Origin of the sequence: [Anoxybacillus] calidus (assembly GCF_013760845.1) — a bacterium.
In the GTDB taxonomy this organism is placed as follows: Bacteria; Bacillota; Bacilli; order Bacillales; family Anoxybacillaceae; genus Paranoxybacillus; species Paranoxybacillus calidus.
The window spans coordinates 63,337-89,389 of the sequence record NZ_JACDUU010000006.1; the positions used below are offsets into that span (position 1 = coordinate 63,337).

General features: G+C 35.7%; 25 protein-coding genes and 2 pseudogenes. 21 read left to right on the forward strand and 6 right to left on the reverse strand.

Going from position 1 to position 26,053, the window contains the following annotated elements; translation table 11 throughout:
* Positions 1–9: 9 nt before the first annotated feature.
* From HNQ85_RS12305 to HNQ85_RS12315, 3 genes are all read left to right on the forward strand, one after another.
* Positions 10–624: a hypothetical protein gene (locus HNQ85_RS12305; RefSeq protein WP_181538025.1), complete on the forward strand. Its 615-nt coding sequence runs from the start codon at positions 10–12 to the stop codon at positions 622–624.
* A 775-nt stretch (positions 625–1,399) separates the two neighbouring features.
* On the forward strand, positions 1,400–2,275 hold the full coding sequence (locus HNQ85_RS12310) for a putative RNA methyltransferase (protein WP_181538026.1): 876 nt from the start codon (positions 1,400–1,402) through the stop codon (positions 2,273–2,275).
* Positions 2,276–2,319: 44 nt separating this feature from the next.
* The gene (locus HNQ85_RS12315; protein WP_181538027.1) at positions 2,320–3,783 is read left to right on the forward strand and encodes an Msr family ABC-F type ribosomal protection protein; all 1,464 of its coding nucleotides are present in this window, start codon (positions 2,320–2,322) and stop codon (positions 3,781–3,783) included.
* A gap of 287 nt (positions 3,784–4,070) precedes the next feature.
* Here the strand turns inward: HNQ85_RS12315 and HNQ85_RS12320 are convergent, their stop codons facing one another.
* A complete protein-coding gene (locus HNQ85_RS12320) occupies positions 4,071–4,625 on the reverse strand; it encodes a WYL domain-containing protein (RefSeq protein WP_343046513.1) in 555 nt (184 codons plus the stop codon).
* A 444-nt stretch (positions 4,626–5,069) separates the two neighbouring features.
* Between HNQ85_RS12320 and HNQ85_RS12325 the strand changes: the two genes are divergently transcribed.
* The 3 genes from HNQ85_RS12325 to HNQ85_RS12335 all read left to right on the forward strand — a co-directional run bounded on the left by HNQ85_RS12325 (position 5,070) and on the right by HNQ85_RS12335 (position 7,534).
* The gene (locus tag HNQ85_RS12325) at positions 5,070–5,252 is read left to right on the forward strand and encodes a DUF4083 family protein (protein ID WP_181538028.1); all 183 of its coding nucleotides are present in this window, start codon (positions 5,070–5,072) and stop codon (positions 5,250–5,252) included.
* Between the two features lie 100 nt (positions 5,253–5,352).
* Positions 5,353–5,811, forward strand: a complete 459-nt coding sequence (locus HNQ85_RS12330) for a hypothetical protein (protein ID WP_181538029.1) — start codon at positions 5,353–5,355, stop codon at positions 5,809–5,811.
* A gap of 724 nt (positions 5,812–6,535) precedes the next feature.
* Positions 6,536–7,534, forward strand: coding sequence for a DUF3231 family protein (locus tag HNQ85_RS12335; RefSeq protein ID WP_181538030.1), 999 nt, complete (start codon positions 6,536–6,538; stop codon positions 7,532–7,534).
* Between the two features lie 15 nt (positions 7,535–7,549).
* Here HNQ85_RS12335 and HNQ85_RS12340 read toward each other — a convergent pair.
* The 3 genes and pseudogenes from HNQ85_RS12340 to HNQ85_RS12350 form a co-directional block, all read right to left on the reverse strand.
* Positions 7,550–7,912: pseudogene (locus HNQ85_RS12340) on the reverse strand (SDR family NAD(P)-dependent oxidoreductase); the annotation flags it as partial.
* A 353-nt stretch (positions 7,913–8,265) separates the two neighbouring features.
* Complete coding sequence (locus tag HNQ85_RS12345; RefSeq protein WP_181538031.1) at positions 8,266–8,892, reverse strand: FMN-dependent NADH-azoreductase; 627 nt, start codon at positions 8,890–8,892, stop codon at positions 8,266–8,268.
* 48 nt (positions 8,893–8,940) lie between these two features.
* On the reverse strand, positions 8,941–9,621 hold the full coding sequence (locus HNQ85_RS12350; RefSeq protein ID WP_181538032.1) for an SDR family NAD(P)-dependent oxidoreductase: 681 nt from the start codon (positions 9,619–9,621) through the stop codon (positions 8,941–8,943).
* A gap of 203 nt (positions 9,622–9,824) precedes the next feature.
* Here HNQ85_RS12350 and HNQ85_RS12355 point away from each other — a divergent pair, with 203 nt between their 5' ends.
* The 4 genes from HNQ85_RS12355 to HNQ85_RS12370 all read left to right on the forward strand — a co-directional run bounded on the left by HNQ85_RS12355 (position 9,825) and on the right by HNQ85_RS12370 (position 12,962).
* Positions 9,825–10,415 carry a TetR/AcrR family transcriptional regulator gene (locus tag HNQ85_RS12355; RefSeq protein ID WP_181538033.1) on the forward strand — a complete coding sequence of 197 codons (591 nt, stop codon included), beginning with the start codon at positions 9,825–9,827 and terminating at the stop codon, positions 10,413–10,415.
* A gap of 519 nt (positions 10,416–10,934) precedes the next feature.
* Positions 10,935–11,963 carry a tetratricopeptide repeat protein gene (locus HNQ85_RS12360; protein WP_181538034.1) on the forward strand — a complete coding sequence of 343 codons (1,029 nt, stop codon included), beginning with the start codon at positions 10,935–10,937 and terminating at the stop codon, positions 11,961–11,963.
* Positions 11,964–12,066: 103 nt separating this feature from the next.
* Complete coding sequence (locus HNQ85_RS12365) at positions 12,067–12,534, forward strand: DUF5063 domain-containing protein (protein ID WP_181538035.1); 468 nt, start codon at positions 12,067–12,069, stop codon at positions 12,532–12,534.
* A gap of 182 nt (positions 12,535–12,716) precedes the next feature.
* On the forward strand, positions 12,717–12,962 hold the full coding sequence (locus HNQ85_RS12370) for a hypothetical protein (RefSeq protein WP_181538036.1): 246 nt from the start codon (positions 12,717–12,719) through the stop codon (positions 12,960–12,962).
* 356 nt (positions 12,963–13,318) lie between these two features.
* Here HNQ85_RS12370 and HNQ85_RS12375 read toward each other — a convergent pair whose 3' ends face one another.
* Positions 13,319–14,179 carry an SDR family oxidoreductase gene (locus HNQ85_RS12375; protein WP_181538037.1) on the reverse strand — a complete coding sequence of 287 codons (861 nt, stop codon included), beginning with the start codon at positions 14,177–14,179 and terminating at the stop codon, positions 13,319–13,321.
* Between the two features lie 616 nt (positions 14,180–14,795).
* On the opposite strand from HNQ85_RS12375, the gene HNQ85_RS12380 reads away from it, so the two are divergent.
* The 6 genes from HNQ85_RS12380 to HNQ85_RS12405 all read left to right on the forward strand — a co-directional run bounded on the left by HNQ85_RS12380 (position 14,796) and on the right by HNQ85_RS12405 (position 20,002).
* Positions 14,796–15,362, forward strand: a complete 567-nt coding sequence (locus HNQ85_RS12380) for an RNA polymerase sigma factor (RefSeq protein WP_181538038.1) — start codon at positions 14,796–14,798, stop codon at positions 15,360–15,362.
* Positions 15,337–16,098 carry a hypothetical protein gene (locus tag HNQ85_RS12385; RefSeq protein WP_181538039.1) on the forward strand — a complete coding sequence of 254 codons (762 nt, stop codon included), beginning with the start codon at positions 15,337–15,339 and terminating at the stop codon, positions 16,096–16,098. The genes HNQ85_RS12380 and HNQ85_RS12385 overlap by 26 nt, the downstream gene beginning before the upstream one ends.
* Position 16,099: 1 nt before the next feature.
* Complete coding sequence (locus HNQ85_RS12390) at positions 16,100–16,981, forward strand: ABC transporter ATP-binding protein (RefSeq protein WP_181538040.1); 882 nt, start codon at positions 16,100–16,102, stop codon at positions 16,979–16,981.
* The gene (locus HNQ85_RS12395) at positions 16,978–18,234 is read left to right on the forward strand and encodes an ABC transporter permease subunit (RefSeq protein ID WP_181538041.1); all 1,257 of its coding nucleotides are present in this window, start codon (positions 16,978–16,980) and stop codon (positions 18,232–18,234) included. The genes HNQ85_RS12390 and HNQ85_RS12395 overlap by 4 nt, the downstream gene beginning before the upstream one ends.
* Before the next feature lie 10 nt (positions 18,235–18,244).
* Positions 18,245–19,393: a hypothetical protein gene (locus HNQ85_RS12400; protein WP_181538042.1), complete on the forward strand. Its 1,149-nt coding sequence runs from the start codon at positions 18,245–18,247 to the stop codon at positions 19,391–19,393.
* A 291-nt stretch (positions 19,394–19,684) separates the two neighbouring features.
* On the forward strand, positions 19,685–20,002 hold the full coding sequence (locus HNQ85_RS12405) for a DUF4871 domain-containing protein (protein WP_181538043.1): 318 nt from the start codon (positions 19,685–19,687) through the stop codon (positions 20,000–20,002).
* An 814-nt stretch (positions 20,003–20,816) separates the two neighbouring features.
* Here HNQ85_RS12405 and HNQ85_RS12410 read toward each other — a convergent pair.
* Complete coding sequence (locus tag HNQ85_RS12410; protein ID WP_181538044.1) at positions 20,817–21,542, reverse strand: MurR/RpiR family transcriptional regulator; 726 nt, start codon at positions 21,540–21,542, stop codon at positions 20,817–20,819.
* 582 nt (positions 21,543–22,124) lie between these two features.
* Here HNQ85_RS12410 and HNQ85_RS12415 point away from each other — a divergent pair.
* The 5 genes and pseudogenes from HNQ85_RS12415 to copZ all read left to right on the forward strand — a co-directional run bounded on the left by HNQ85_RS12415 (position 22,125) and on the right by copZ (position 26,029).
* Positions 22,125–23,495, forward strand: coding sequence for an ATP-binding protein (locus tag HNQ85_RS12415; RefSeq protein WP_181538045.1), 1,371 nt, complete (start codon positions 22,125–22,127; stop codon positions 23,493–23,495).
* Between the two features lie 2 nt (positions 23,496–23,497).
* Positions 23,498–24,169, forward strand: a complete 672-nt coding sequence (locus tag HNQ85_RS12420) for a response regulator transcription factor (protein WP_181538046.1) — start codon at positions 23,498–23,500, stop codon at positions 24,167–24,169.
* Positions 24,170–24,181: 12 nt separating this feature from the next.
* Positions 24,182–24,736, forward strand: coding sequence for a TVP38/TMEM64 family protein (locus tag HNQ85_RS12425; protein ID WP_181538047.1), 555 nt, complete (start codon positions 24,182–24,184; stop codon positions 24,734–24,736).
* A gap of 60 nt (positions 24,737–24,796) precedes the next feature.
* A pseudogene (locus tag HNQ85_RS12430) lies at positions 24,797–25,801 on the forward strand (heavy metal translocating P-type ATPase); the annotation flags it as partial.
* Positions 25,802–25,825: 24 nt separating this feature from the next.
* The gene (gene copZ, locus HNQ85_RS12435; RefSeq protein ID WP_181538048.1) at positions 25,826–26,029 is read left to right on the forward strand and encodes a copper chaperone CopZ; all 204 of its coding nucleotides are present in this window, start codon (positions 25,826–25,828) and stop codon (positions 26,027–26,029) included.
* The last annotated feature ends 24 nt before the right edge of the window (positions 26,030–26,053 follow it).

Here is a 26,053-nt window from a genome sequence, read left to right on the forward strand (position 1 = left end):
GGAATCAAGGTGGTTAACGTTCGTATTCATCCCGATATCTATAGTGAGTATGATGACTCATTTGAAATAATAGGTGAACCGAAATATAAGTATTATGTTGAAGCAAAAGAAATTGAAAAGGTTTTAACTGATTATTTATGTGGACTGAATAGGTTTCCGATTTACTTGACAGTTACAACATATGATGATTATCAAGAGCTAGAGAATTTGCTAAATAAATTGGGACAAGAGTATCAAGTGAAAATATTAGCTGATAAGGTTCTTGCTTCAACAGAAGATGGTGGAATACTTGAATATAACGTCCCTATTATTAAAGTAAAGTTAACTACACCTAATGCATTGAAAAAAATAATAAGCAATTCTTTCTGGCTGGCTGAAACAAATTGTGCTTATGTTATTTCTTTCTCAGATAATGTAAGTTTCAAGAATGAAATTGGCAAGGACTGGCGTAATAAAGAAATGGAATACTCTATACTTCTAATCGATATGAGCAAAGACACTACTACCATTGTTCTTACTCATGATGCATACGGTTTTTATTTGTTTTCAAACTTAGAAGAATGTAGTTCAGTAGAGGCTTTTTCAAAGAAACTCCCTAAGTACACAATACTATCGGTAGAGTAAATGATACCAATAGTCGCACTGAATAATATTGAAGAACCAATTGATGATGATTTACATTTAAAATTTAAAAAAATTAACATTTTGGTTTTGAGGGAATCGAGGTTAGACTGAGGAACACTTTCTTCAAGTAACGTTGTATATAATAGTGGAATAAGTGTTAAGTTTTCTTTGACTTTTTCTAAAAGGATCTCTATAATAATCACTGTACTTTTAGATTTTAAGGAGGATTATTAAAAAAATGTATTTTATCAGATTGCGTTTCCCAACTTTGAACCAGTAATTAAATACGTTCAAAGGCTCTGCTTGTGTATGCAGAGTAATGGGAGCAGTCTGTCCTTTTTTAATAATCTTCATTTCGTATAGAAAATATGTAATGTGAAGACAGGCGGATCCGTTCTGTCTTTTTTATTTATGTATAAATCGCCTTCTTTTGTTTAGCAAAAGGAAGGTTTATCCCGCTTTAACGGGCAGTAAGTCCTCACTTCAAGACTTAAGTGGAAACAATGAAGTCTAAGTGGAGAATAACTGCCCGTAAAAGCCCGATTGGTTCAACTAACCATCAGTGGCGGATGAAGGACGATTAAAAACGCGTGTCCTCATGTCTTCATCGGCACTAGCACATCCTGTGCGTCGCCCCCCACTGATGGAAGTTTCACTTTATTTGGTGACGGCTTCTAATAGCCCCTAATCTAATAAGGATGGGTCTTCTTCCCTTTACTCTGAATCACAGGCAGATCGCCTGTGATTTTTTTTTATTTCGAAAGGGAGAGATAACATGACCAAAAAAGTAAAAAGTGCAGAACTTGTTAGTGAATTTGTAGCGGCATTCAGATGTCCAATCTGTAAAAGTTCGATGAGGGTTGTTGATTTTAAAAGCCTAATATGCTCTAAAAACCATACTTTTGATTTCTCAAAACAGGGATATGTAAACTTGATGACTCATCCCTCTAATAGTCATTACAAGAAGGAATTGTTTGAAGCAAGACACAAAATCATTATGGAAAGCAACTTATACACTTCTATGCATGAGACGATTACGAAGGTGATAAAGGAGTATATGGATGTTTCTCTTAAACCTTTTATGGTTGTAGATTTAGGGTGCGGAGAAGGTTCTCACTTACAAAGGATTTTGGACGAATGTATGATTCCGGCAATGACTGTGGTTGGTCTCGATATTTCAAAGGAAGGCATTGCCATGGCTGCGAAGAGATACGATAACCAAATTTGGCTAGTAGGTGACTTGGCCAAATCACCACTGGCGGATCAATCGTTTCATGTGGTTCTTAATATCTTATCTCCTTCCAATTACAAGGAATTCAAGAGGATTTTAGTTGAAGATGGGCTGGTCATTAAAGTTGTTCCTCGTCCTAATTATCTAAAGGAGCTACGAGAAGTGCTCTTTGATAACGATGAAAAAAAGGTCTATAAAAATGATCAAATCGTGTCGCTTTTTAAAAAACATCTCCATCTACTGGATGTTTTCCATTTATGTTATACAAAGAACCTTAATAAAGCGGAGCTTACAAATTTGGTTCAGATGACACCGCTTGCTTGGTCTGCGGATAAAGCACGCATTGATGCGTTTATTAATCGGGATTCCGCTGAGATCACAGTGGATTTAGATATTTTAGTTGGAGTAAACAAGGAATGAGAAAGAAAGTGCTAACTGCACAAATGAATTGGGGGTAGTGAATAATGGAAAAAGTATATATTGAATTAAAAAATATTGAAGTCTCATTTTTAGATCAATTAGTATTAGATATCCCTCGACTAGCAGTACACCAGTTTGATCGTATCGGGATTGTCGGAAAAAATGGGGCTGGAAAGAGTACGTTATTGAAACTTTTGGCCGGTCAAATTACGCCAGATAAAGGTCAAGTACATCGCTTTGCAGATTTTGCTTATTTCGATCAACTGTCAAGACCAGTTGAAAGAGAAATAGATTATGAGCTGTTAGGAAAGCTATCTATACCTCAAACAGAAGTTAAAAATTTAAGTGGTGGTGAACAAACGCGTTTGAAGTTAGCAGAAATTTTCTCCACCTATCATGAAGGTTTATTGATTGACGAGCCGACAACACACTTAGATGAGGATGGTGTACAGTTTTTCATCGATGAGCTACGTTATTACTACGGCGCGCTTGTTCTTGTAAGCCATGATCGTCATGTGTTGGATGAACTTGTTACGAAAATTTGGGAAGTAGAAGACGGGCGTGTAACGGAATATACGGGAAATTATTCAGACTACGTAGCACAAAAAGAACTCGCTCGTAATAGACAGCTTAAGGATTACGAAAAATACGTGAAAGAAAAAACACGTCTTTTAAAAGCGGCAGAGGAGAAGATGAAAAAGGCGGAAAAAATTACTCAGCCAAATAAACGTATGTCAAAAAAGGAAACGAAAGCAAAGGCAAATAAAATGTTTATGACGAAATCAAAAGATACAAGCCAAAAGGCGATTCAACGTGCAGCAAAAGCGATTGAGCAGCGAGCGGAACAACTCGAAGCAGTGGAGGCACCAAAAAAGGAACAAACACTTTATTTTCCTCAACCAGTAGCTCTCAAGCTACACAATAAGTTTCCGATTATGGCGGATCGATTAACGTTAAAGGCAGGGAATAAAACTCTACTCAAAGAAGCTAGTTTCCAATTCCCATTAGGGAGCGCTATCGCGATTACGGGAAAAAATGGTTCAGGGAAAACAACACTCCTTCGTCATATCATACAACAAGGAGAAGGGATTACCATATCTCCAAAAGCTGTCATCGGGTCATATGAACAAATGGACTATTATTTTGAAAAAGATGAAACCGTAATGGCATATATGAAGGAGAGAAGCGACTACGATGAAAGCAAGATCCGTGCAGTCCTACACGCAATGAATTTTACAGGAAATGATTTAAGAAAGAATGTCCGCGATTTAAGTGGTGGAGAAGCAATCCGTATAGTATTGTGTCAACTGTTTTTAGGAAGATACAATATACTGATTTTAGATGAGCCGACCAATTTTTTGGATGTTTTTTGTATTGAAGCGTTAGAACGCTTTTTAAAAGGGTATGAAGGCACCGTCCTTCTCGTATCACATGATCGCATGTTTATTGATCGTGTAGCAGATCATATATATGTCATTGAAAACCAACAATTAAAGTTAAAAAGCTAATCATAAAAAGAAGCAGAGAAGGGATCTCTGCTTCTTTTTATAGGAATCTCTATTGGATGAGAGCTTTTCTTTCATAAGGAAAAACGATTCATATCTTTAACAATTGGGCGCGATAGTTGAATAACAAGAAGATGGGTTAAACAACTCATAAGTTATGCAGCGATCCAAGGTGCATTAATGGAATAAAAAAACAAGGTAAACAACCATATTAAAACATAACTAATATGTGCTTACCTTCTATGTTTCTTTAACTTTTGTCAAGCCATGCTTTTTTATTGACCTTTGAATTAGTTATACTGGTTTAAAATTTTATTTAATTTTTCTTTCATACATTTAATTAATTCAAAGGGTTTTTTGATAATTGCATCTTTACCATATGTGATAAAGTAATCAGAAAAAAAGTTAATATCATGTTTTGAGATTTTACCTTCCAAAAACCCCGAACCATTTTCTCTTTTATTCAACACAATATTTGGGAAATTTACAGATTGATATTTTTCTACACCTTTATTAGTTAATTCCACATATAATTCGAATGTTTCTTGATTATCATTAAGGATCGAAAAACGGTTCTTTAAATTAATATTAGATAAGTTAATAGGGTCAGTATTTTTATCACGTTCTACAGATTTTATACGGTCGCATCTAAAGACCCGATAATCTTTTCTTAAAAAACAATAAGATGGACAATACCACTTTCCTTCATTTGCATAAATACCAATCGGTTGAATACTCCTATTGCTGGTTTTTCCATTTGTTTCATAACTAATTATAATAACGTCTTGTCGAATTGCTGCATCTAACAGTTGTCTTAAAAATGGAATTTCTTCTTGTTGGTGTATCGAAAAAAATCAACTCGATCTTTCATTTTGTCAATCGTATCTCTAATATCTCCGGAAAGATTTAAATAAAATTTCCTTTTTATTGATTCATACTCAATATCGAATGGGAGAGAAATATAGTGTCTTAATGCATGAATCGCAAAGAATATAGAGACAGCCTCTTCCTCACTAAATGTAATGGGAGGAAGAATTTTGTCGTGTAAATTATTATGATGAAACCAACCGTGTATCTTAAAAAGAAGTGGGGATATACCACTTCAACTATTCAAGAAATAGCGGGATAAAAAATTAACAGGTTCACTTGCGGGAGAGAAAACACGGAATAACATTGTTTTTAATAAATACAATGTTATGTTAACTTATCATGAATAGGGCATATAACCAAAGGTTTCAATCATTGCTCCTTTCTTTATGGTACAATTAGGAAAAGGAGGGTGTGATAAGATGGATTGGGGATCAATCATTTTTCAATTGCTCATGTTCGCTTTTCTTATTGCTCTTGCAAGTGCGGTGTTTTTCGCAGTCAAATCATTAGTCATGAGAAGAAGTTCAGAGAGTAGTGCAGCACAAATTGAAAAGAAGCTGGATAGAATCATTGAACTGTTGGAGAAACAAAGCAAAGGATAACCCATTCTTTCAGAACGGTTTAGAGGGTGCCACTTTCTTTATTGTATAACAACATAGAACCAGACAAAAACTAACCCAAATAAACATCTTGGAGGAAACCATGCAACAGTTTATTTTGGTGTTAGTATTAGTTACTACAATTATGGTGAGTCCAAATCAAATTCGAGCAGATTCATCACCATCTTTACCATGTAGCGTGATATTAGAACCTCTTAATAAGCAGAACAAGAATACAAAAGGGGTAGCACTAGTGTACAAGGTGAAGCTGACACCGAGCTTCCCGCGAACAAGTATAAGTATTCATGCTCTCCACTTACCTGACCTCAGCACTTTGGGGAATTACGACATGTATGAAGGGTTTGCTTTTATTCCAGATGAAATCAGTTGGCGTTTCAAACTGTATCCTTCTGCAGAAAAGTACGACCCCACATGGGCAGGGAGAATCGACAATATTACCGCAGAAATGAAAGAGGTTCAAATACAAGTACGTCCTTCCAACTCAAAAACGAAGAAATTAGGACCGCCAATCTTAACGAATAACATAAAATACTGTAAATAAACATACGACTTTTGGTAACGTAGATTTATGAAAAAAACAGCTGATCGCAAAGATAATTTTTACGGTTGTTGTAAAAATAATAAATGTTAAAGAGCTTGGAACATTCTCCAAGCCATTTTTTTATGTTAATTGTAATGTGAATTCTGAGATGATTATTGTGTGTTTTAGCCTGTTATTTAACGTGCGTTTTTCTGTTTTGCACCTCATTACGGAACCCATTATCGTAAAGAACAGCTGTTTTTTCATTCCTTTATATTTTTTAATAACTGCAACTAGTTTACCCACCTATATTCTTGTTCCTGAGCGAGTGGTATGTCCCACCACTGAAAGGCCGTCCTTATTCCTACAACAAACAAACTACCATGCTATTATATATAGGGAAAAGGCACACCATTTTATTGAAACAATGGAGAGAGAAGAACTATGTGAGTTTATTACTGAAGCTGCACGTATAGTTGGCTTAAAATCCGAAGAAGACATAACTGAAGAATGGAGAGAATGGTAAAAGAAACAATATTCCTTGTTTCACTAACGGGTGCTTGAGTTTAAGAAAGTAAGGCTGTTGTGACAGCCTTTTTCTTATTCAAGTAACCGGGCAGGATAGTTGGCATCTCTTTCCTTTTTAATATTCCATAATTTTCTTCTTTTCGGGTATAAAATTATCGTAATACCCTAAACTATTCTTACAGGTATTACAAGGATTTAATCATTGGAGGTAACAATATTGAATGGAAACACTTCTCGATTAACTTCTTCTGAAATTGCAAGTTTATGGACGCAATATTTACAGGAAACTTCAGCGGTTTGTGGTTGTAAATATGTATTAGCAACGATTAAAGACCCTGAAATTCGTTCAGTTTATCAATTATCGCTTGATTTGTCAGAAAAACATGTGAATGAACTCAAGGCTATTTTTCAACAAGAAGATTTTCCTATACCCATTGGGTTTACAGACGAAGATGTAAATCTAAATGCTCCTCCATTGTTCACAGATAATTTTTGGTTAGAATACATTTACAATATGACGGTTCATGGATTATTTGGACATAATTTGTCGTTTAGCGTTTCCATTCGGAAAGATATTCGAGATTTTCTTTATCAATGCAATCTTGATGCAATGGATGTTTATAATCAATCAATTGAGGTTCTTTTATCTAAAGGACTTTATGATAAACCCCCTGGTTTTTCTAATCCAAATACAATTGAATTCATTACAGATTTAAGTTATGCAGTTGATGTAATCGGAAAACGAAGAAAATTAAATTCCATTGAATGCGGAAATATTTATTTTAATTTAAAGAAAAGTATTTTAGCAAAAGCTATCTTACTCGGCTTTATGCAAGTAACAAAGAATAAAGAAGTGCGTGATTTTATGGAAAAAGGTGTAAAATTGACAAACAAGCACATTCGAATCTTTTCTTCAATCTTGCATGAAGAAAATCTGCATTCTCCTCCTTTATTAGATAATCAAGTTACAAATTCTTTAATTGCACCTTTTTCAGATAAATTTATGATGGCACATAGCGGGTTTTTATTCAATGCGGCAATGTCCTATTATGGTACCGCATTATCTACCAGTATGAGGGTAGATTTAATCGGTCATTGTGAGGCAGCCATTTTGAGAGATTTGAAAATAAGTGCTATTTGGGGAAACATTATGATTAAAAATGGATGGCTAGAAAAACCACCAGAAGCGAGTAGTCAACAACAATTACCTTTTTGACAATAAAAACACTCCTTAAGGAGTGTTTTTATTGCTGATAACAATTCCTAATTTCACGCCTTTGCCAACCGGATACCGCAATTTCGGAGAGGGAGACTTTGCCACTTGCACAATCTGTTGGATCACTTCATCCGGAGCGGGGGCCGTGTCGGGTAGCATCTCCAAACGCAAAGACTCGCTGAATCCTTCCACCGCAAACTTAGATGCCACATAAGGTCCCATAGAAGGGAAGCCGATTCGTCCGCTGATACTGCTTATATTCACAATCTTGCCGTTTCTGCGTTCCCTCATCGCCGGCAAAACCGCTTTTGTTACTGCCACTAAACCGAAAAAATTAGTTTCAAATTGCCGCCGCCATTCTTCAACAGCAAGTTCCTCTAACATAGGCAATCGAGTGTAAAATCGCATAGATTTTACACTCGATTTTTTATTGTTTAAGCAAAGTTTCTCACGTTTTAACATAAGAATTAGTACCCTATCTCGCATATTGACAATCGCTGTTGTCACTCATAGATTTAGTGTGCGATTTTAGGTTTTGGCTCTGGTAAACGTGAATGTTGATTTTCTTTATTTTTTATTAAACAGGGTAGTATAGCTTAATAGCTATGTATGAAAAAGAGAGCTACATATAGCAAACAAAGTGCTAAAACTTGTAGCTCTCTAGAGACAATAAAGATTATTTAATACTATTTATTTACAAGAAGATTACTTAAAAAGGGAAGAAATGAAAATTAGAACGTGGTCGCAACTGTAGCTGCTTTTTTAATTCCTTCTGCAATAATTTCTTTTGCTTTGTCAGGGAATTGATGATGTCCCTCTACAATTACTGTTGTGATATCTTTTACACCCCAGAAGTTTAAGAGTGTTTTTACGTAGTTAACAGCCATCTCGTTCGATTGTGTAGGTCCTTCAGAATAGATTCCGCCTCTTGCATTTAAAAGAGCAACTTTTTTCTCAGTAAGCAAACCTACCGGACCTTCTGGTGTATAACGGAATGTTTTTCCTGATTGGCATAAATAATCCAAGTATGTATGCAACACAGCAGGAATCGTGAGATTCCAAAGTGGAAAAGCAAATACGACTTTATCAGCAGAAAGAAATTGATTTAAGTATTTATTAACCAAATCAGTTGCTTCTTTTTCAGCCGGAGTCAGTTCTATGCCTTTCGCTAATTTAAACATTCCGTTAATTTTATCCGTATCGTAATAAGGTAAATTTTCTTTGAATAAATCAAGTTCGATAATATCATCCTCTGGATGCGACTCTTTATAGCTATCAAGAAAAGCATGATAAAGCTGTACGCTAACAGCTTGTTCAATTGGACGAGGATTTGCCTTGATGAATAAAACTTTTGCCATTCTAACTCCACTCCTTTATTTGAATAAAATAAGATATATTTTTCTTAATTAATAAATTATTGTCTCTGGTGTAACACCAACTGGAAACGTATCTTCTGCTTTTTCTTTTTTGTTATACATTTCATACCAAGCATCTGCAATGTATTTAGGGTCTGTCTCTGTACCTGGTTTAATAAATACACCTAATGAAAGATGCCCTACATAAATTCCTTTAGGTTTTAAATCTGAATGCAAGTTTAAGGCGTAATTTCTCAAACCAGCTAATGCAATACCTACATTACCCATCATAGGAATCGGATACATAGCTGATAGACCTGTTGTAAATAAAATTGCCCCTGTACCTTTCTCCAACATATCAGGTAAAACTTGTTGTACACACCTTATAGCTCCAATAACTAATCCTTGAAATAGGTCCATTGCGTTATCTTCTGTTACTTGAGATGCAGGCGTTGGCGGAAAATTACCTGCTGTAGGGCTGAATTCCAAAACATCAATGAATCCGTACTTTTCTTTAATAGCTGAAAATGCTTTAACTATTTGATTCTTATCATATAAATCAGCAGCAAATCCAGATGCTTCAATTCCTAAATCCTTCAACTGTGCTGCAAGTTGATTTAATTTTTCTTGATTACGAGAAACTAATGCTACTCTAAATCCATTCTCACCGAATTTTTTTGCAATAGAAAATCCGAGTCCTGGACCTGCTCCAATAATGGCTATTGTTTTCATATTTAACCTCCTGGTTAAACATATTTTACACCAGAAACATATGTCGCTTAAACAACACGTGTTGTATAATTAATGATAAAGTAAAGGAAAAATACGAGCAATCATCAAAATTGCTGAAATGTTGTTTAAACAACATTTCTAAAATATTGTCGAATATCGTCGTTTTAACACAATGATTAACTATAAACAATGAGGTGAGATATATGACCACAAAAAAAAATGACCCACGAGTGATGCGTACAAGACAACTTCTTCAGGACTCTTTCACTTCGTTAATTCGTGAAAAAGACTTCAAAGATATAACAGTACGAGATATCACAGAGAAGGCAACAGTTAACCGAGCAACATTTTATGCACATTTTGCAGATAAATACGAACTACTGGATTTTACAATAACCAATACTTTTAGGGACTACCTGAGACAAAGACTAAATTGTCATGATGTATTCAATCAGGAATCCATTACAAATATCCTTCTAATCATGTGTGATTATCACAAAGATTTAAGTAGTCGGTGCCAGAGAAGTTATCAATCTTTAAGACCTATCATCGAAAGTAAAATTATAGAGGAGTTACAGAACGTGATATTTCATCTTTTACTTAAAGGAAATAAAAATACATCTTTTTTAGATGATGATAGGGAATTATTAAAAACAATATCAACATTGCTGAGTTGGAGTATATATGGAGCTGCGTACACTTGGAATAATGATGGACGGAAAATTTCAGCAGAAGAACTTATTTCAAAGACGATACCTATAATCATGAATGGAGTGGGAAAATTAATTTCTTAAAGCAAATACCTGAGATTCTTTTTTGTCACATGCTCAGGCTTTTTCGACTAACAGGGGGCGTTAGTGGAATAGGTGCAAAAATAGCCACCTGTGATATGGTAGCTATTCATTTGGTTTGAAAATCAACAACAAACAATAACAGAGCCAATCAAATGAGCAATAATTAAAAATTTCAACATCAAACAAATAAAAAAAATCACTTTCGTATACAAGTGATTTTTCATTTACATGTGTAAGCTCCTTTGCGAAACGAAGGCTACGCGAATTTTTGGCATCAGCGGATATTACGCGAGATGGTAGGGATTTTTACTTAATGATGACAGCTTAAATAATATATTTCAAGAAATAAAGGAACAAGATCAAACAGAAGGACAATCATCCTTAACAAAGTCGTTCATTTGTTTCGATCAATTTAAATAAATACTAAAATTAAATTGCAGCGAATCAATTCAAGAATTGAATATTAATGCATCAAATCTAAAAAATCAAGTGAGAAAATCTTATCAGGAGAAAAATTTTATGAATCATTTTAATCAATTAGCGAAGCAATTACAGGAACGAGTTAGGCAAGAACCTAATAATGCTTGTTTAATAAACGATTTAGCTATCGCATTAATGGAAATCAACGATTATGAAGAGGCATTTTTCCAATTTAAAAAGGCGGCTGATATTCATCCAAATGTACAGTCGCTAAATAATTTGGCATATTTCTACTATCATGAAGGAGAACCATTAGAGGAAGGTGTGTGGAGAATTAAAGAAAAAGAAGCCATTGAGCTTTTAAAAAAGGTCATACAACATAATCCATCATCATATTTTCCGTATAATTTATTGGGTGAAATCTATACAGCCAGCCATCATTATAATCAAGCCAAAGAGGTATTATTAAAGGCTATCTGTATTCAACCTACTTTAGAAAACTTAAATAATTTAGGTGTTTGCTATTATAAAACATCATTTCTTGAAAAAGCAGCCGAGTATTTTTATAAGGCGAACTTGGAAAGGAAAGAGAATAACTTTAGCTTGTATCCATTACTTAGTTATGGCATCTGTTTGGCGAAACTAGGGGAAAGGGAGGAAGCTTTAAAGACCGCAAACAAATTACTTATTCTTAATCAGGAGTTAGAAGATAATTTTGAGGACCAAATCGCTCACATCTATTACATTACAGGAGATTATTCTGAATTTGTTAATATATACTCCAAATTAGATTTACTTTTTTACGAAGTAGATGGGATACCGCCTTATCTGTTTGCACTTAAGGAACTCGGTCGATTAGATAAAATGGAAGATATTGTTGAATCCATCATCAAGCATAAATCAAAAGAAATCCAGGAAACTCTTGTAGATGACGAAGAAGAGTGGGAGCCTGGAAGAAAAGAAGAATACATTAATGAATTGCAAACGGAAATAAAATTTTTGAGAAATTCGGCGAAGCAAATAATGGAAGGAAAACAGCCTACCTTGGAATATGAACCCATTGTTGAGACAAGATGTTATTTATTTGGATGCAAAAGACATAATAATCCTAACTATTTACCTTGTTAAACAAACGAATGCGACAGTTGAACAAGACATACAAAAAAGACACCGAAATAAATCGCACTTTGATATACTTTAACCCAGAAACAATTTTATTGAAGGTGATTAGATGGAAAGCGGAGAGGTAATGGAGCTTGCTGAATTAGCGAAGAAATACTGCAATTTGGTTGAATCTTTAGCATCTTCGAATGTTTTGGATGAATTAACGAATATCGCAAGTTCTCTTTCTGAACTTTACTCAAAGGTGCTTAAACTTCCACAGGTTGAATCAGATAGTACCGACATACCAGAAGTAACAGTAAGCAGACCAAAATTAAGTTTTGATAAATATGAGTGCTATTGGGAAATTTTTGAACCATATAAGCTTGAAGAAGCTACATGCAGTAGCCTTTCTGATGATATTTTGGATATTTACCAAGACATAAAGAAAGGGCTATTACAGTACGAAGGTAATGAAAAAGGTGAAGCGATATGGCATTGGCATTTTCATTTTTATACTCATTGGGTTAATCATGTTGTAGATGCTTTACATGCTTTACATTCAATTATACAAAATCATCAATTTGATGTTGATTAGACTTGCTTCGAAGACTATGATTTCGTTAACGGATGCTTGATTTTAAGAAAGTAAGGCTGTTGAGATAGCCTTTTTCTTATTCAAGTAACGGTGCAGGATAGTTTAACAAGGGAGTAAATTACTAATGAAATTATAATTTGACTTACAATGTAATACACAATGGTAGGAATGATGGTGGAAAGATGAGTTTAGTTTTATTTTCAATTTTTTTTATTTTAGTGGGTCTGTTTGTGATGTGGATAGCTATTTTTGGTAATCAGAAAGAAGTTAAAGAGTTTGGTTCTGGAATACCAGCAAATTTTTTTGACTTTTTCTTAATGATTATTTATAAACTTTTCCCACCTATTTTAAGAAGGATATTCCTATTCTTATTAGGATTAGGTCTTGTAGTTGGGTTTATATATCTATTGTTTTTTTATAGGTTTTAGTTTTAAATATTTATTTTAGTATTCAACTAATAATAGGTGCATTAGTTCAAGAACAAAATATAACAACGAGCTTGAAATCTCAAGCTCGTTTTTCTTTGTGACTTTTTAGTGTTTTATTGTGTGAATTTCATTGTTCTTATTTAATCATTCATCGATGTGCTAATTATTATTGGCATGGTTGCCTGTTATCGTTTGTTGTTGATGTTTGACCAAAAGAAAAACCGCCTATAATAAGAGCGGTTAATTAAACTATCGAAGCCCATTAGTGAAGTAACAAAAAATATTGTCGAACTGTATTTTTCTCAACCGTAAACTCTGACTCTTCACCTCCATATTTTTGAACTAAAGTCCCATCATCACGATCTCTTCCATAACCGTTTTATCATCATCCGCTCCCACCACTTCCACGGCAGTACATTTTTCAAGACAATTCCTAATTTCACGCCTTTGCCAACCGGATACCGCAGTTTCGGAGAGGGAGACTTTGCCACTTGCACAATCTGTTGGATCACCTCGTCCGGAGCAGGGGCCGTGTCGGCAACTTGGTTGACATATTTCAAAATTGTCTTCATCTCTTTAACATAAGGAGAATTCGGATTGATCGTTACCGCTCCCAACCCTTTTGACCAGATATCTGTTTTATAGGATCCCGGTTCAATCAAAACTACATGAACGCCGTACGGTAGCATCTCCAAACGTAAAGACTCGCTGAATCCTTCCACCGCAAACTTAGATGCCACATAAGGTCCCATAGAAGGGAATCCGATTCGTCCGCTGATACTGCTTATATTCACAATCTTGCCGCTTCTGCGTTCCCTCATCGACGGCAAAACAGCTTTTGTCACTGCCACCAAACCGAAAAAATTAGTTTCAAATTGCTGCCGCCATTCTTCAACAGTAAGTTCCTCCGTGAAGCCGCCCGCTGCATAACCCGCATTGTTCACCAACAGATCAATTCGTCCGTAACGGTGAATCACATCTTGAATCACAGTTTCCACGGTGGAAAAATCCGTCACATCTAATTGGACAATCTCAATCCGATCCGTTACACCCGCTTCTTTAGCCACCGCTTCCAGCCGTCCTTTGTTATCCAAGTCTCTCATTGAAGCCAGCACGCGGTATCCTTCGCCGGCAAGTGCCACACTTGTCAGCAAACCAAAGCCGCTTGAAGCTCCTGTAACAAACGCAACAGGTTGTTTGTCAAACGTTTGATTCACAAAATTCCCTCCAAACTATTAATTATTTCTAACACTACCTTTTTCGAAATATATGGAGAGATAATCGTAACGGACCTTTCTGTCCCCGCAATATCCTCCAAAAATTTTTTGAAGAAATCTGCTCCATCCATAAGTTTTGACAATTCCTGTCTCCCACTTAATGAATACTCTTTATTGGAATTGTATCATGAAAATAATGGAATAAAATTCGTGAAATTTATTTTAAGAAGGGATAAATTCTAGAATTTTACAATTGTGTATTAGGTTTCGGAAGAGGTGACCCTTAACGAGATTGAACAAATCGAAAAGCAAGAGATAAATTGGTGATTAAAGAAATTCCCGTATAAGGCAAGGGATATTTGATCTTTCTTACTAAGAAAAAACAAAAATTTTAATAATAACCTAACAATAAGTTAGGGTGTATCAAAATTAAGGGGGCCTCGCAAATGGCTTATTCTCTCCCCTTTAGCTGAAGCATGGGAAGTCTCTATGTAATGAACCAATAATTAGTGCCTAGGAGGTCGGTACATTTTTTATAAAATCTAAAACTATTTTCTAATAAACTACGAATATATAGGTGAAGGGTTAGTACAGGAAAGAAGTGAGAGTAGAAACGATGGACCAAGTAATGAAATGGATAACAAAAGTGAAAAAGTCGGATCATGATGCTGCAAATCAACTTGTAAGCTTCTACTACAAAGACTTGTATGCATATATCTACAGGCAAACGCTAAACAAGGAGCTGGCGATGGACTTAACACAGGAAGCATTTATCAGTATGCTACAGTCCATTCATTCGTATGATGAGCGCAAGGCTTCATTTCGAACATGGTTATATAGAATCGCCACTAACCAACTTGTAGATTATTATCGTTCAAAGTATTACAAGTATAGTCAAATAGTTACTGAGATGGATGACGAGTTAGAACAAGAACAAGATTTTACGATGAAATTAGAGTACAAGGAGGACATCGAAAGAGTTTTGACACTTCTAAATACATTTGAGACGTCAGCTCAGCAGATTTTTCGTCTAAAGCTGTTTGGCGAATATACTTTTGCTGAGATTGCGGCCGTAATCGGGTTAGCCGAGTCGACCGTGAAAACAAAGTTTTACAGTACATTAAAAAAAGTGAAAAAAGAATTGGTAGGTGATGCTCATGAAAAAAGAAAAGTTCAAAATTGACTTTCCAAGTGATGAAGAAATTGCTAGACAAATCAGTTTTATTGTAAAGGAGGGATTGCCAAAGAAAGAGACTTTCATCAAACAAGTGTATACCATTTATCAACAATTGGGTTTCCGATTTTTATTCCCAAACATTACAGAGCTTACCTTTATCTCTATATTAATCGCAATATTCCTTTTCACTACAGGACTGCAAGCGCGGGAGTATTTTGAGGCGGAGTCAGGAAGTGTATACACCTTTATCTTTGTAACCTCGCCGGTAGTATATTTAGTTATTTGCTCGTTTTCATGGTATCACATGTGGGACAACAGGACATATGAGCTGGAGATGACCTGCAAGTATGACCTCTTTCAGCTGACAGCTGTTAGGATGCTTGCCTTCAGCATTTTTTGTTTCGCGCTCAATACCGTGTTTATTATAGCGATGGTCAATTCCTATCATCATATTTCATTTGTTAAGGCGTTCCTCATCTCAACGACAGGATTGTTTCTATTCTCTACATTGACACTGCTTGTGTTAATGAACAATAAATCGAAGATTATCAAGATATCGTTGTTGGTAGGATGGATAGCAGTAAATTTATTCGCATTTATTTGGAGCAAGAACTTTTACCTGCTAGTTCTCAACAACATTTCTATCTCTGTATACGCTGTAATTAACGTGAGTCTAGTAGTTCTCTATATCAAACATTTACAAAAAATGATGCAGTTTAGAAAAACAGAAGGGGTGGCTTAACTTGTTAGTCGTCAATCATGTGAGTAAAAGCTATGGCAAATTCGAGGCACTCAAGGATATTAATTTAGAGTTTTCGAACGGGGTATACGGACTCCTTGCACCGAATGGAGCAGGAAAAACGACGCTCATTAAGATGTTAACGACACTCATTTTTCCAAGCTCAGGAGAAATTTTGTACAACGGAACCAATATTGCGAGATTGGGTGAGAAGTATCGGGAGTTATTAGGGTACTTACCGCAAGATTTTGGATACTACAAAAACTATAGCCCGAGGCAATTTCTTTCGTATTTAGGTGCATTGAAGGGCATGGACAAAAAAGTGGTCAATAAGAGAATGGATGAGCTGTTAAAACTCGTTGCACTTGAAGATGTCGCTACAAAAAAGATGAAAAAATTTTCCGGGGGAATGATTCAACGGGTCGGGATTGCACAAGCGATGCTGAATGATCCGAAGATACTTATCCTAGACGAACCAACAGCAGGACTGGATCCGAAAGAACGTGTGCGGTTTCGGAATTTGTTGTCGGAGCTTGCAAGAGATCGCATCGTCATCCTGTCCACTCATATTGTTTCAGACGTAGAATCCATTGCGAATGAAATCATTATGATTAAAGACAAGCAGGTATTATATAAAGGCAGTATAGACGAGATTTGTAAAAAAATTGCGGGAATGGTGTATGAGACAAGCATTCCATATGAACAGGCGAACATGTTTAAGAAGGAAGTCTTTTCATTATCTGAAAAACAAGAGGATGGTTTGTTGAAAATAAGGTTTATTTCAAAGAAGACTCCTGAACCAACCTGGACGGCTGTGAAACCAAATCTTGAAGATGTATTTCTGTACGTATACCGTGATGACATACAGGAGTCGGGTGCATCATGAATGTTTTGAGGTTTGAACTGAAAAAAGCGTTTCAGTCACCAGTTGTAAGTATATTGATTATGTTATTTTTATTTTTTAACTTTTGGTTGATATATAAACATGCTGGAATTCGTGAAGAGCTGAAGGTGACCAACCAGTTAGTGGAGAGGTTTGGCTACAAGATTGATAGCGAGATGTCTGCGAAGTTACAAGACTATTATCAGTCAAAGCTGCAGAAAATGAACAAACTTACAAACGAAAAATTCGGGAAAACATACGAACGTGCAGGAGATTTTTTCGCGGAATATGAGCATAGAAACAAGGAACTGAGTGAAGAAGAACTTCATGTTATTACTGAGACGGCCATTGTCGAAAGCTATTATGAACTAATACAAAAAATAGACCAAACGTATCGCCATTTAGATTTATCTCAAAATGCTAAGATGGACATTAAAGGGTATGGCCTGAGCGGAAAAACAGCTGAAGTGACGCGAGAGTACTATATAAAATTGAAGAACCGTCTAGACGAATTAATCGAGGCAGGGGAACATAAGAACTTATTTTTCATTGGATATGTGTATCATATGCATTCATTCCTCTTCAAAGATTTAATGCGGCAGATGATCTTTGAAGTAATGATACTCGTCGTACTCATTACGGGACATGTCACGACCTATGAATTTCAAAACCAAACATGTTTAACGGTTTATGCTTCAAAAAGAGGCAGAAAGCTCATGCTGGATAAGCTTGTCGCTAATTTGTTCGCCAGTTTGTGTATTTGCGCCGTCATTCTCGGAGCCACGCTGTTAGTCTATTTCCTTGTCTTCGATTACAGCGGCCTCTGGGGGATACCGATTAGCAGCTTCTTTAATAGTGAATTTTCCTTTCCGTATATTTCATGGTGGAAACTTCCATTTGGAATATATCTAAGCTGTGTGTTGGTTGTTTTCATCATTTGTCAGCTTTTTTTCACTGTCATTACTTATTCCATCGCCGTATGGATCAAAAACAACTATCTGGTCTATGCAGTATTTGCCATCTTATTTGGTTTTTGTGTCTTAATACCGGGAATCATTCCCAAGAACTTGACTGCGATATTTTGGACAAGATATACACCTTTTTCACTTATTTTAAATCCACATCTTTGGTTCATTGGCTGGAATGTATTCACTCCAAAAAAATATGAATGGACGACGACTGTCATATGGACATGTCTGCTAGCCATTGCAACCGTGGTCACCTTCTTAAAATTTAATAAAGAGCAAATCGACTAGGGGGATTTTTGTGAGAATTATATTATATGAATTAAAGAAACTTTTTCAATTAAAGATGGTGTGTTTACTTTTTATCATTAGCTTCATCTTCTATCGGCATTTCATTCATTTTGACTTAGAACACTTTCCAAACGGGAGACCGGCTCTCGATTCTTACCATATAAGTATGGAAATGATTGAACAGTACGGATATCAGATGAATCAGGAAGAATTTGAACACTTTAAAAAAGTCTATGAAAAAGAGAGGGCTGCAGCCGATGCGTATTTGCAAGCACGACAGGAGTACGTAGACGCAGGACTAGACACCTACGAGAAGTTTCGTACAGCGGATATAGAAAAAAAACAGGAAATTAGGAAACTGACGAATCAGATTATGTTTGTAGATGAAGTTGATTTATTTTGGGAACTACAAGCACGGGAACATTTGATTGAGTATTACGAATACAGAAATTTCCTGTATTCTAATATGAAATTTGGAGACCTCCCATTGACTGCAGAGCAGAAAGAAAGGATAAAGGATACCATTGCATCCGGCAACATTATGTCAGCCGAGGTATTCGAAAATTACAATTCCCTTATCCGTCATGTTGCCATTCTCATCGTAATAAGTATCATGTTTATGATTTCGCCGATTTTCCTGCAGGATCGCTGGAATCATGTCGTATTTCTGCAATACTCAAACAAAACAGGCCGTAAAATTTTTAACCTGAAACTTCAGACAGCTTTAATTGCGGCAGGCTTTATTACAACGGTGCAACTTGGTCTGTTTTTTATACTTTATAGAGGCAATAAAGTGGGGATGTTTTTGAATGCTAACATTAACTCGGTCTTTACTCATGAAGTATTTTGGTTTGAGCTAACATTTCTACAATATATCCTTTTGACCATCGTTTCAATTTATATACTTGTGTTCACGTTAACCATTATTGTTGCAGTTCTATCCAACCGGGCTCCTAATTATATATCAGTGGTTGGACTTCAAGTGCCGCTCGCCATTTTGTTATTTGTAGTTGTTATCGATTATTTGGTAGTACGTATCACAAACATCAGATTGCCAATATACTTCTTGCCATCTGCATATGTTTTGTTAATCCTAATTGGCAGTTTCCTATATTTCTGGTCTGTTAAAAGGGAGAAGAAAGTCGATCTTTTACACTAGAAGTTGCATCACATAAAAGTAGATGCTGGTGGAACAACGATGACTGATATACAGCTTTGATACTTTCTACACATTCTTAAACTCGTTTTGGAATGTGTTTTCAAGACCTAATCCAAATCCCTAAAAATAAAGGAGAGTACAATTAGTTATTGAATAAAATGTACTCTCCTTCTTTTATAAACTAAGCACCCGTTAGCGGAATAGTGCATATTATGATTATTTAGTTACAGATGTTGAACTATTTGTTACTAAAGAAGAATCCATTGAAGCAAAAGTAGTATTCTTTTATTTTTGCTTGTTTTGGTTGGTTGTTCGAATAGTGTAGAGAAAGCTAAAGAAGAACAATGGAAAGTTAGTCCAACATTCTCTACGGACTATGGTGCAATGTTTGGTAAGGAAGGAAAAATAGGCATTATTGGTGGGGAAGTAAAAGCAGGAAAAGAACAAAAGTGGATGTGGCATTTTTGGGGTTCGGAGGATATTTCTTATAAAGAGTGGGAAGTAAAGGCTGTTCACCAAACTACCAATAAAGAAATCAATCCAATCCTGTTTAAAGATGAAAAGTTAACACCGAAAGATAAAGAAATTCAAGGACATGCTCGTTCATAAGTATCTTTTCCATCGCCAGGATTATGGAAAATTAAAGTGTTTATTGACAATGATTTTTTTGATGAAGTGATTGTTGAGGTTAAAAACTAAACATTTTCGCCCCTTGTATAGTCCGTATAGTAGAGAATAGATTGCAGAAACTGCCTTTGCAGATGAAGAAGAGATAGATTCGGCGATTGCTGCAGCAGAAAAAAGTGAATTTGAATATCAATTCACAACAATAAATTTTCTTACAAAAAAATCCGGTGTTATAGTCCGATAATTGAATATTAATGCATAAAATCTAAGAAAATCATTTGAAGTTAACTTAACTAAAAAAGAAAAACCTATTCGTTTATATATGAGCGGTCGAAAAACCATTAAGGAATTTTACGACTGGATTTATCATGATAAAGGATTGTACTTCAAACGAAAATTCGAAGCGTTCCTGGATCAAAATTTGGATACAGGATACAGAAACATTGCAAAATGCGAAATTAAAGATAAAACATGCTGTTGCAGAAAGAAAAAAGCTTTTATCGATGAATATGAAATGTCTTTGTTTCCAGTTCAGAAACAGATGTCGTTGAGGCTCATTAAAGCTGTCTTTGCTTTTTATCTTATGGGGCGAATATTCGAGATCGAGATGTCAAGGCCTTAACATCCGCGATACATGGCATTGTTTAGAGCCACATTTGATATAATAACTATTTCTTTATATTATCGTATTTATAAAATGAATCTAAAAACTAGGAGAGAACAGTGGTTCAAAATCGGGAATTCTGAACCTTATACCTTTTTATAATAAACTTTTATTTCATTTAGGAACTTCAGCCTATTGATTAAGTTTATGTATTTCCCGAGCCATAGATTCTAAAATATAAACAACAGGTACTTGCGTAGTAATATTAGATCCTTCAAAAAATTCCTCTGTTACATAATAGGAAATATTTATATCAGAGATTTTTGCAACGGTTGAGAGTTTATTGTTTGTAATACTAACGATTTTACTTCCTTTTTGTTTAAGTTGGTTAAGATGAGTGACGGTAAAATGATTTTCTCCTGAGACAGATAAAGCGATTGTTACGCTATTATTACGGAGTTTGGAATGAATCGGAAAGTGAGGATCTTTAATATACAACGAAAATTTACCTAAGCTTGAGAAATATCTTGCACCATATTCAGCAAGAATACCAGAGCTTCCAATCCCAATAAAAATCACGTTATCTGCTTCGGTAACGAGCCTTGCAGCCTCCCTAATTTTTTCTTCTAAATCACCTTTTAACGTTCGCTCAAAAAATTCTACTATTGATTGTTGGGAACTTTTTATCATCGTCTTTTTATTCTCTTTTAAATGCATTTTAAGCTTTACTTTAAATTCGGAAAAGCCCTCACAATTCAGTTTCCTGCAAAAACGTAAAATTGTCGCTGTTGATACATGGGTTTCAGCCGCTAGTTCACGAATTCGCATATAAACCACTTTATCACTGTTTTGACAAATATAATTGTATAAAGAAGTTTCTAATTCATTAAAAGAAGCGATGATGTCATTTGAAAACATTGCTCCAGTTTCTCCTTCAGTAAAAAGTATCGTAACCTGCAACAAAACACAATTATAATAGTTTTTCGTTTCCTATCCTTTACTTTGTTTTTTGTAGCTGTTGCATACTGTATATGTAAATTTGTTCATTCTTCGCTAAAGTAGCACAATTTTTTGAGAAGTAACCTTTCAACCGGCTAAAGCGAGTCAATAAGGTGAACATGGCAATCATTGCTTTACGCATAAAATATTTTCCTTTCTATTGAATCTATGGCTATGATAGCAGTAAGAATACGGATTCGTTGTGATAAATTTCACAATAAAAGTGAAATCGTCCTCAACAGTTACAATTTATTGAAATCCATAAATTCTGCAAATTTAGTTTATAAAATAAAAATTACTTCTCTTATATAAATCGCCCAAAGGACAGAAACAAGGAGAACATACAGATTTTTATTCAAAAGTTTTAAGTCTCAACGGTTTAGTTCTATATACCATTCTGTTATTTGGAAAAGGTTGATTTAATCACTCCAAATATGTAAAAATCCAACAAAAACTTTTCGAAAATATATAAAAGTGAATGGACTGAAAGGAAGGACAAAAGTGAGAAAAATTTCGTTTAAATTAGGACTTTTATTTTTTGTATTTGTATTAGGAGTAGAAACGGTTTTATTTACGTCACTATATGTTACTCTGGTTAATTCTAGAATTAATGAGGAATTTGAGCAACTGTTAGCAAGAGGGAATAATCATCGCGATGTGTTGGAAAAAAATTATGACCCTTCTACGTTAGAACATGTCACAATGATGGAGTCTGAAGCGGAGACGGACGTCGTTATTACAAATGACAAGGGGAATGTATTATATTTTTCAGATCATATTTTACCATTTGCCAAAAGAATTATAAAAAACAAAGCTAAAAACATTCCCCATGATGGTATGATTGTACAAAAAAATTGGCAAAAAGAGTCACATATTTCAACAGTAAGTCCGATTCGGGTTGACGGAAAGATAAAAGGGTATGTCTATATGTTCCAAAATACGGATTCTATTCAAAACATGATTTATAAGTTAAAACATCATTTCATTATGGTTGGAATTCTTTCTGTATTTTTAACCATAATTACGATTGCTTTCTTATCAAGAGTTATTACAATCCCTCTCATTCGTATGAAACAGGCGACCGAAAAATTGAGTAAAGGTGATTTTTCTGTTCGTTTGCATGTAAAAGGGGGGGACGAATTGGCGGAATTAGGGAAAGCAATTCAAACATTGGCAAGGGATTTAGAATACTTAAAAAAAGAAAGAAAAGAATTTCTCGCCAGTATTTCTCATGAGCTTCGTACTCCTCTAACTTATATAAAAGGATATGCTGATATAGCTCGGAGACCAAACATTGAGGAAGAAGAGAGAAATCGATATTTGTCAATTATCTATGAAGAAGCAGAGCATATGCAAAAATTAGTGAAGGATCTCTTTGAGTTAGCACAGATGGATCAACATTCATTTCAGATTCATAAGGAACCTACAAACTTATGTTCTTTCTTAAAAAAATTGCATAACAAAATGTATCCTGCTTTTCAGGCGAAAAACATGTCTCTTGTATATCACTGTGATGGAAACATTACTGTCCGTATAGACCAAAAACGGTTTGAGCAAGTGATGATGAATCTGTTAGACAATGCTTTAAAATATTCTGATCAAGGTTCTACCGTTTCTATTGATGTAAGGGCGGAGAAAAAGAACATAGTGATTATTGTTTCAGATGAGGGAACAGGAATCCCTGAAGAGGATTTGCCGCATATTTTTGAACGGTTATACCGAGTAGATAAATCAAGATCAAGAGCCAGCGGTGGCACGGGATTAGGCTTAGCGATAGTAAAAGAAATTATTGAAGCGCACGGAGGTTCTATTTATGCGGATAGTATCTACAGAAAAGGAACTAAAATGATTATTACATTACCGGAGGGATGAGCATGTACACGATTTTACTTGTTGACGATGAAAAACGAATGTTAGATTTACTTGATCTTTATCTCTCCCCGAAAGGATATCATTGTGTAAAGTGTGAGTCCGGTTTATCAGCGATACAGTACTTAGAAAATAACAAAGTGGATTTAGTTTTGCTGGATATTATGATGCCGGAACTGGATGGTTGGGAAACTTGTAAACGAATTAGAGATTTTTCCAATGTCCCTATTATCATGGTGACCGCAAGAGATCAAACGTTAGATATAGTCAAAGGGCTCAATATTGGAGCAGATGATTATATCACAAAACCGTTTGACGAAGCCGAGCTCCTTGCCCGCATAGAGGCGGTGCTGCGCCGCTCTGTGGGAAAGCGTTCGAAAATAGAATTTCAAGGATTAGTGTGGGATGAAGACCAGCATAAAGTTCAATATAAAAACCATCCTATTTGTCTAACACCTAAAGAGTTTGCTGTATTAGGGCTTTTTCTGAAAAATCCAAGCAGAGTGTTTAGCAGAGAACAAATCATCGTGTCATTATGGGGCTATAATGCAAATACAGAAGAGCGTACAATAGACTCTCATGTGAAAAATATTAGAGAAAAGCTTAGACAAGTTGGTTTTCCGATAGATCAATTTCTCCAAACCGTTTGGGGGGTGGGGTATAAATGGGAGGCATAAGGTAAGAAGAGGATGAAAGAGCAAATCATTACACTACTTAGCACATATGAAAATGTTGCTTATCTCATTAGTATCGTTATAAATATTATGATCAGTATTTTAGGACTTGTACCAAGCGTTTTTCTAACGACTGCCAATTTGGCGGTGTTCGGGTTTTGGAAAGGCACCTTTTTATCTTTTGCAGGGGAAGCAATCGGAGCAATTATCTCCTTTATTTTATATCGTAAAGGATTCAAGAAGCTTTCTGAATCCAAGTTATTTTCTCACCCGAAAGTCAGACGTTTGCTTGAAGCAAAAGGCTTAGAAGCCTTTTTTCTTGTTCTGTCTTTGCGGCTTCTTCCTTTTGTTCCATCAGGAGTAGTTACCTTTGTTGCAGCGATAGGCAAAACCTCCTTATTTATCTTTATTATTGCTAGCTCAATAGGGAAAATACCTGCATTACTTTTAGAAGCCTATTCGGTTTATCAATTGATGAATTGGACATGGCAAGGGAAAGTGATATCAGCATTTCTATCTATTTTTTTATTCATATTTATTTGGAAGAAAATCAATCGAAAAAAGGCTTAAACCAATAAAATTGAAAGGGATTTATGAAGAGCAACAAATATCATATCCAAAGAAACAAACTCCATTATGGTCGGTACAGGTAAAGGTGCAGAAAAGGGGATCCTCTTTAAAGGAGGTGAGTACCTAGAGGGAACGCATAAAGTCAATGCTGTGTTACTCGATAAAACAGGAACAGTGACAAAAGGAAAACCAGAAGTTACTGATGTACTAGAATTCCAAGAAGGTATGCTTGACCACGCTGTTTCAGCTGAAAGTGCTTCTGAACATCCGTTGGCTCATGCGATTGTGGAATATGGGAAGAAACGAGCGATTTCTGTTAAGCCGCTGGAGCATTTCTCTGCCATTACTGGTCACGGAATTGAAGCGACCATTGATGGCAAAAACGTTCTTGTTGGAACGCGAAAACTAATGAAGGAACGCTCTGTAGAGATTTCCATGCATGAAGATAAAATGGTAGAGCTTGAAAAACAAGGGAAAACTGCCATGCTCGTTGCAATCGATGGGCAGCTTGCTGGCATCATTGCTGTCGCAGATACTGTAAAAGAAAGCTCAAAAGAAGCCATTCAAACATTAAAACAAATGGGTATAGAAGTGTACATGGTAACGGGAGACAATAAACGCACAGCGGAAGCCATTGCTAAGCAAGTGAATGTGGATCGTGTATATGCAGAGGTACTTCCTGAAGACAAAGCGAATATCGTCGAGGAGCTGCAAAAACAAGGGAAACGAGTGGCGATGGTCGGTGATGGAATTAATGACGCTCCAGCTCTTGCGAAAGCGGATATTGGTATGGCCATCGGCACAGGAGCGGATGTCGCCATCGAAACGGCCGATGTTACGTTAGTCGGCGGAGATTTAGCTCATATCCCGAAAGCGATTGAGTTAAGCCGCAAAACAATGAAAAACATTCGGCAAAATCTGTTCTGGGCTTTGTTCTATAATACCATTGGCATTCCTGTAGCCGCCGCTGGATTATTGGAGCCTTGGGTTGCCGGAGCTGCCATGGCATTCAGTTCCGTATCTGTTGTGACAAACGCGCTTCGTTTGAAACGCGTGAAAATATAAAAGACAAGTAAGGAGGAATCAATGATGACTATTACATTACATGTACAAGGAATGACTTGCGGACACTGCAAAGCAGCAGTAACAAACGCTCTTCAAGAGCTAGATGGGGTAAAACATGTAGAAGTACATCTACAAGAAGGTACTGTGGATGTCGATTATGATGAAACAAAGGTAAGTGTAGAAAAACTCAAAGAAGCGATTGAAGAGCAAGGTTACGATGTAAAGTAACAGTAAAAAATCCCCTCCAAGTTT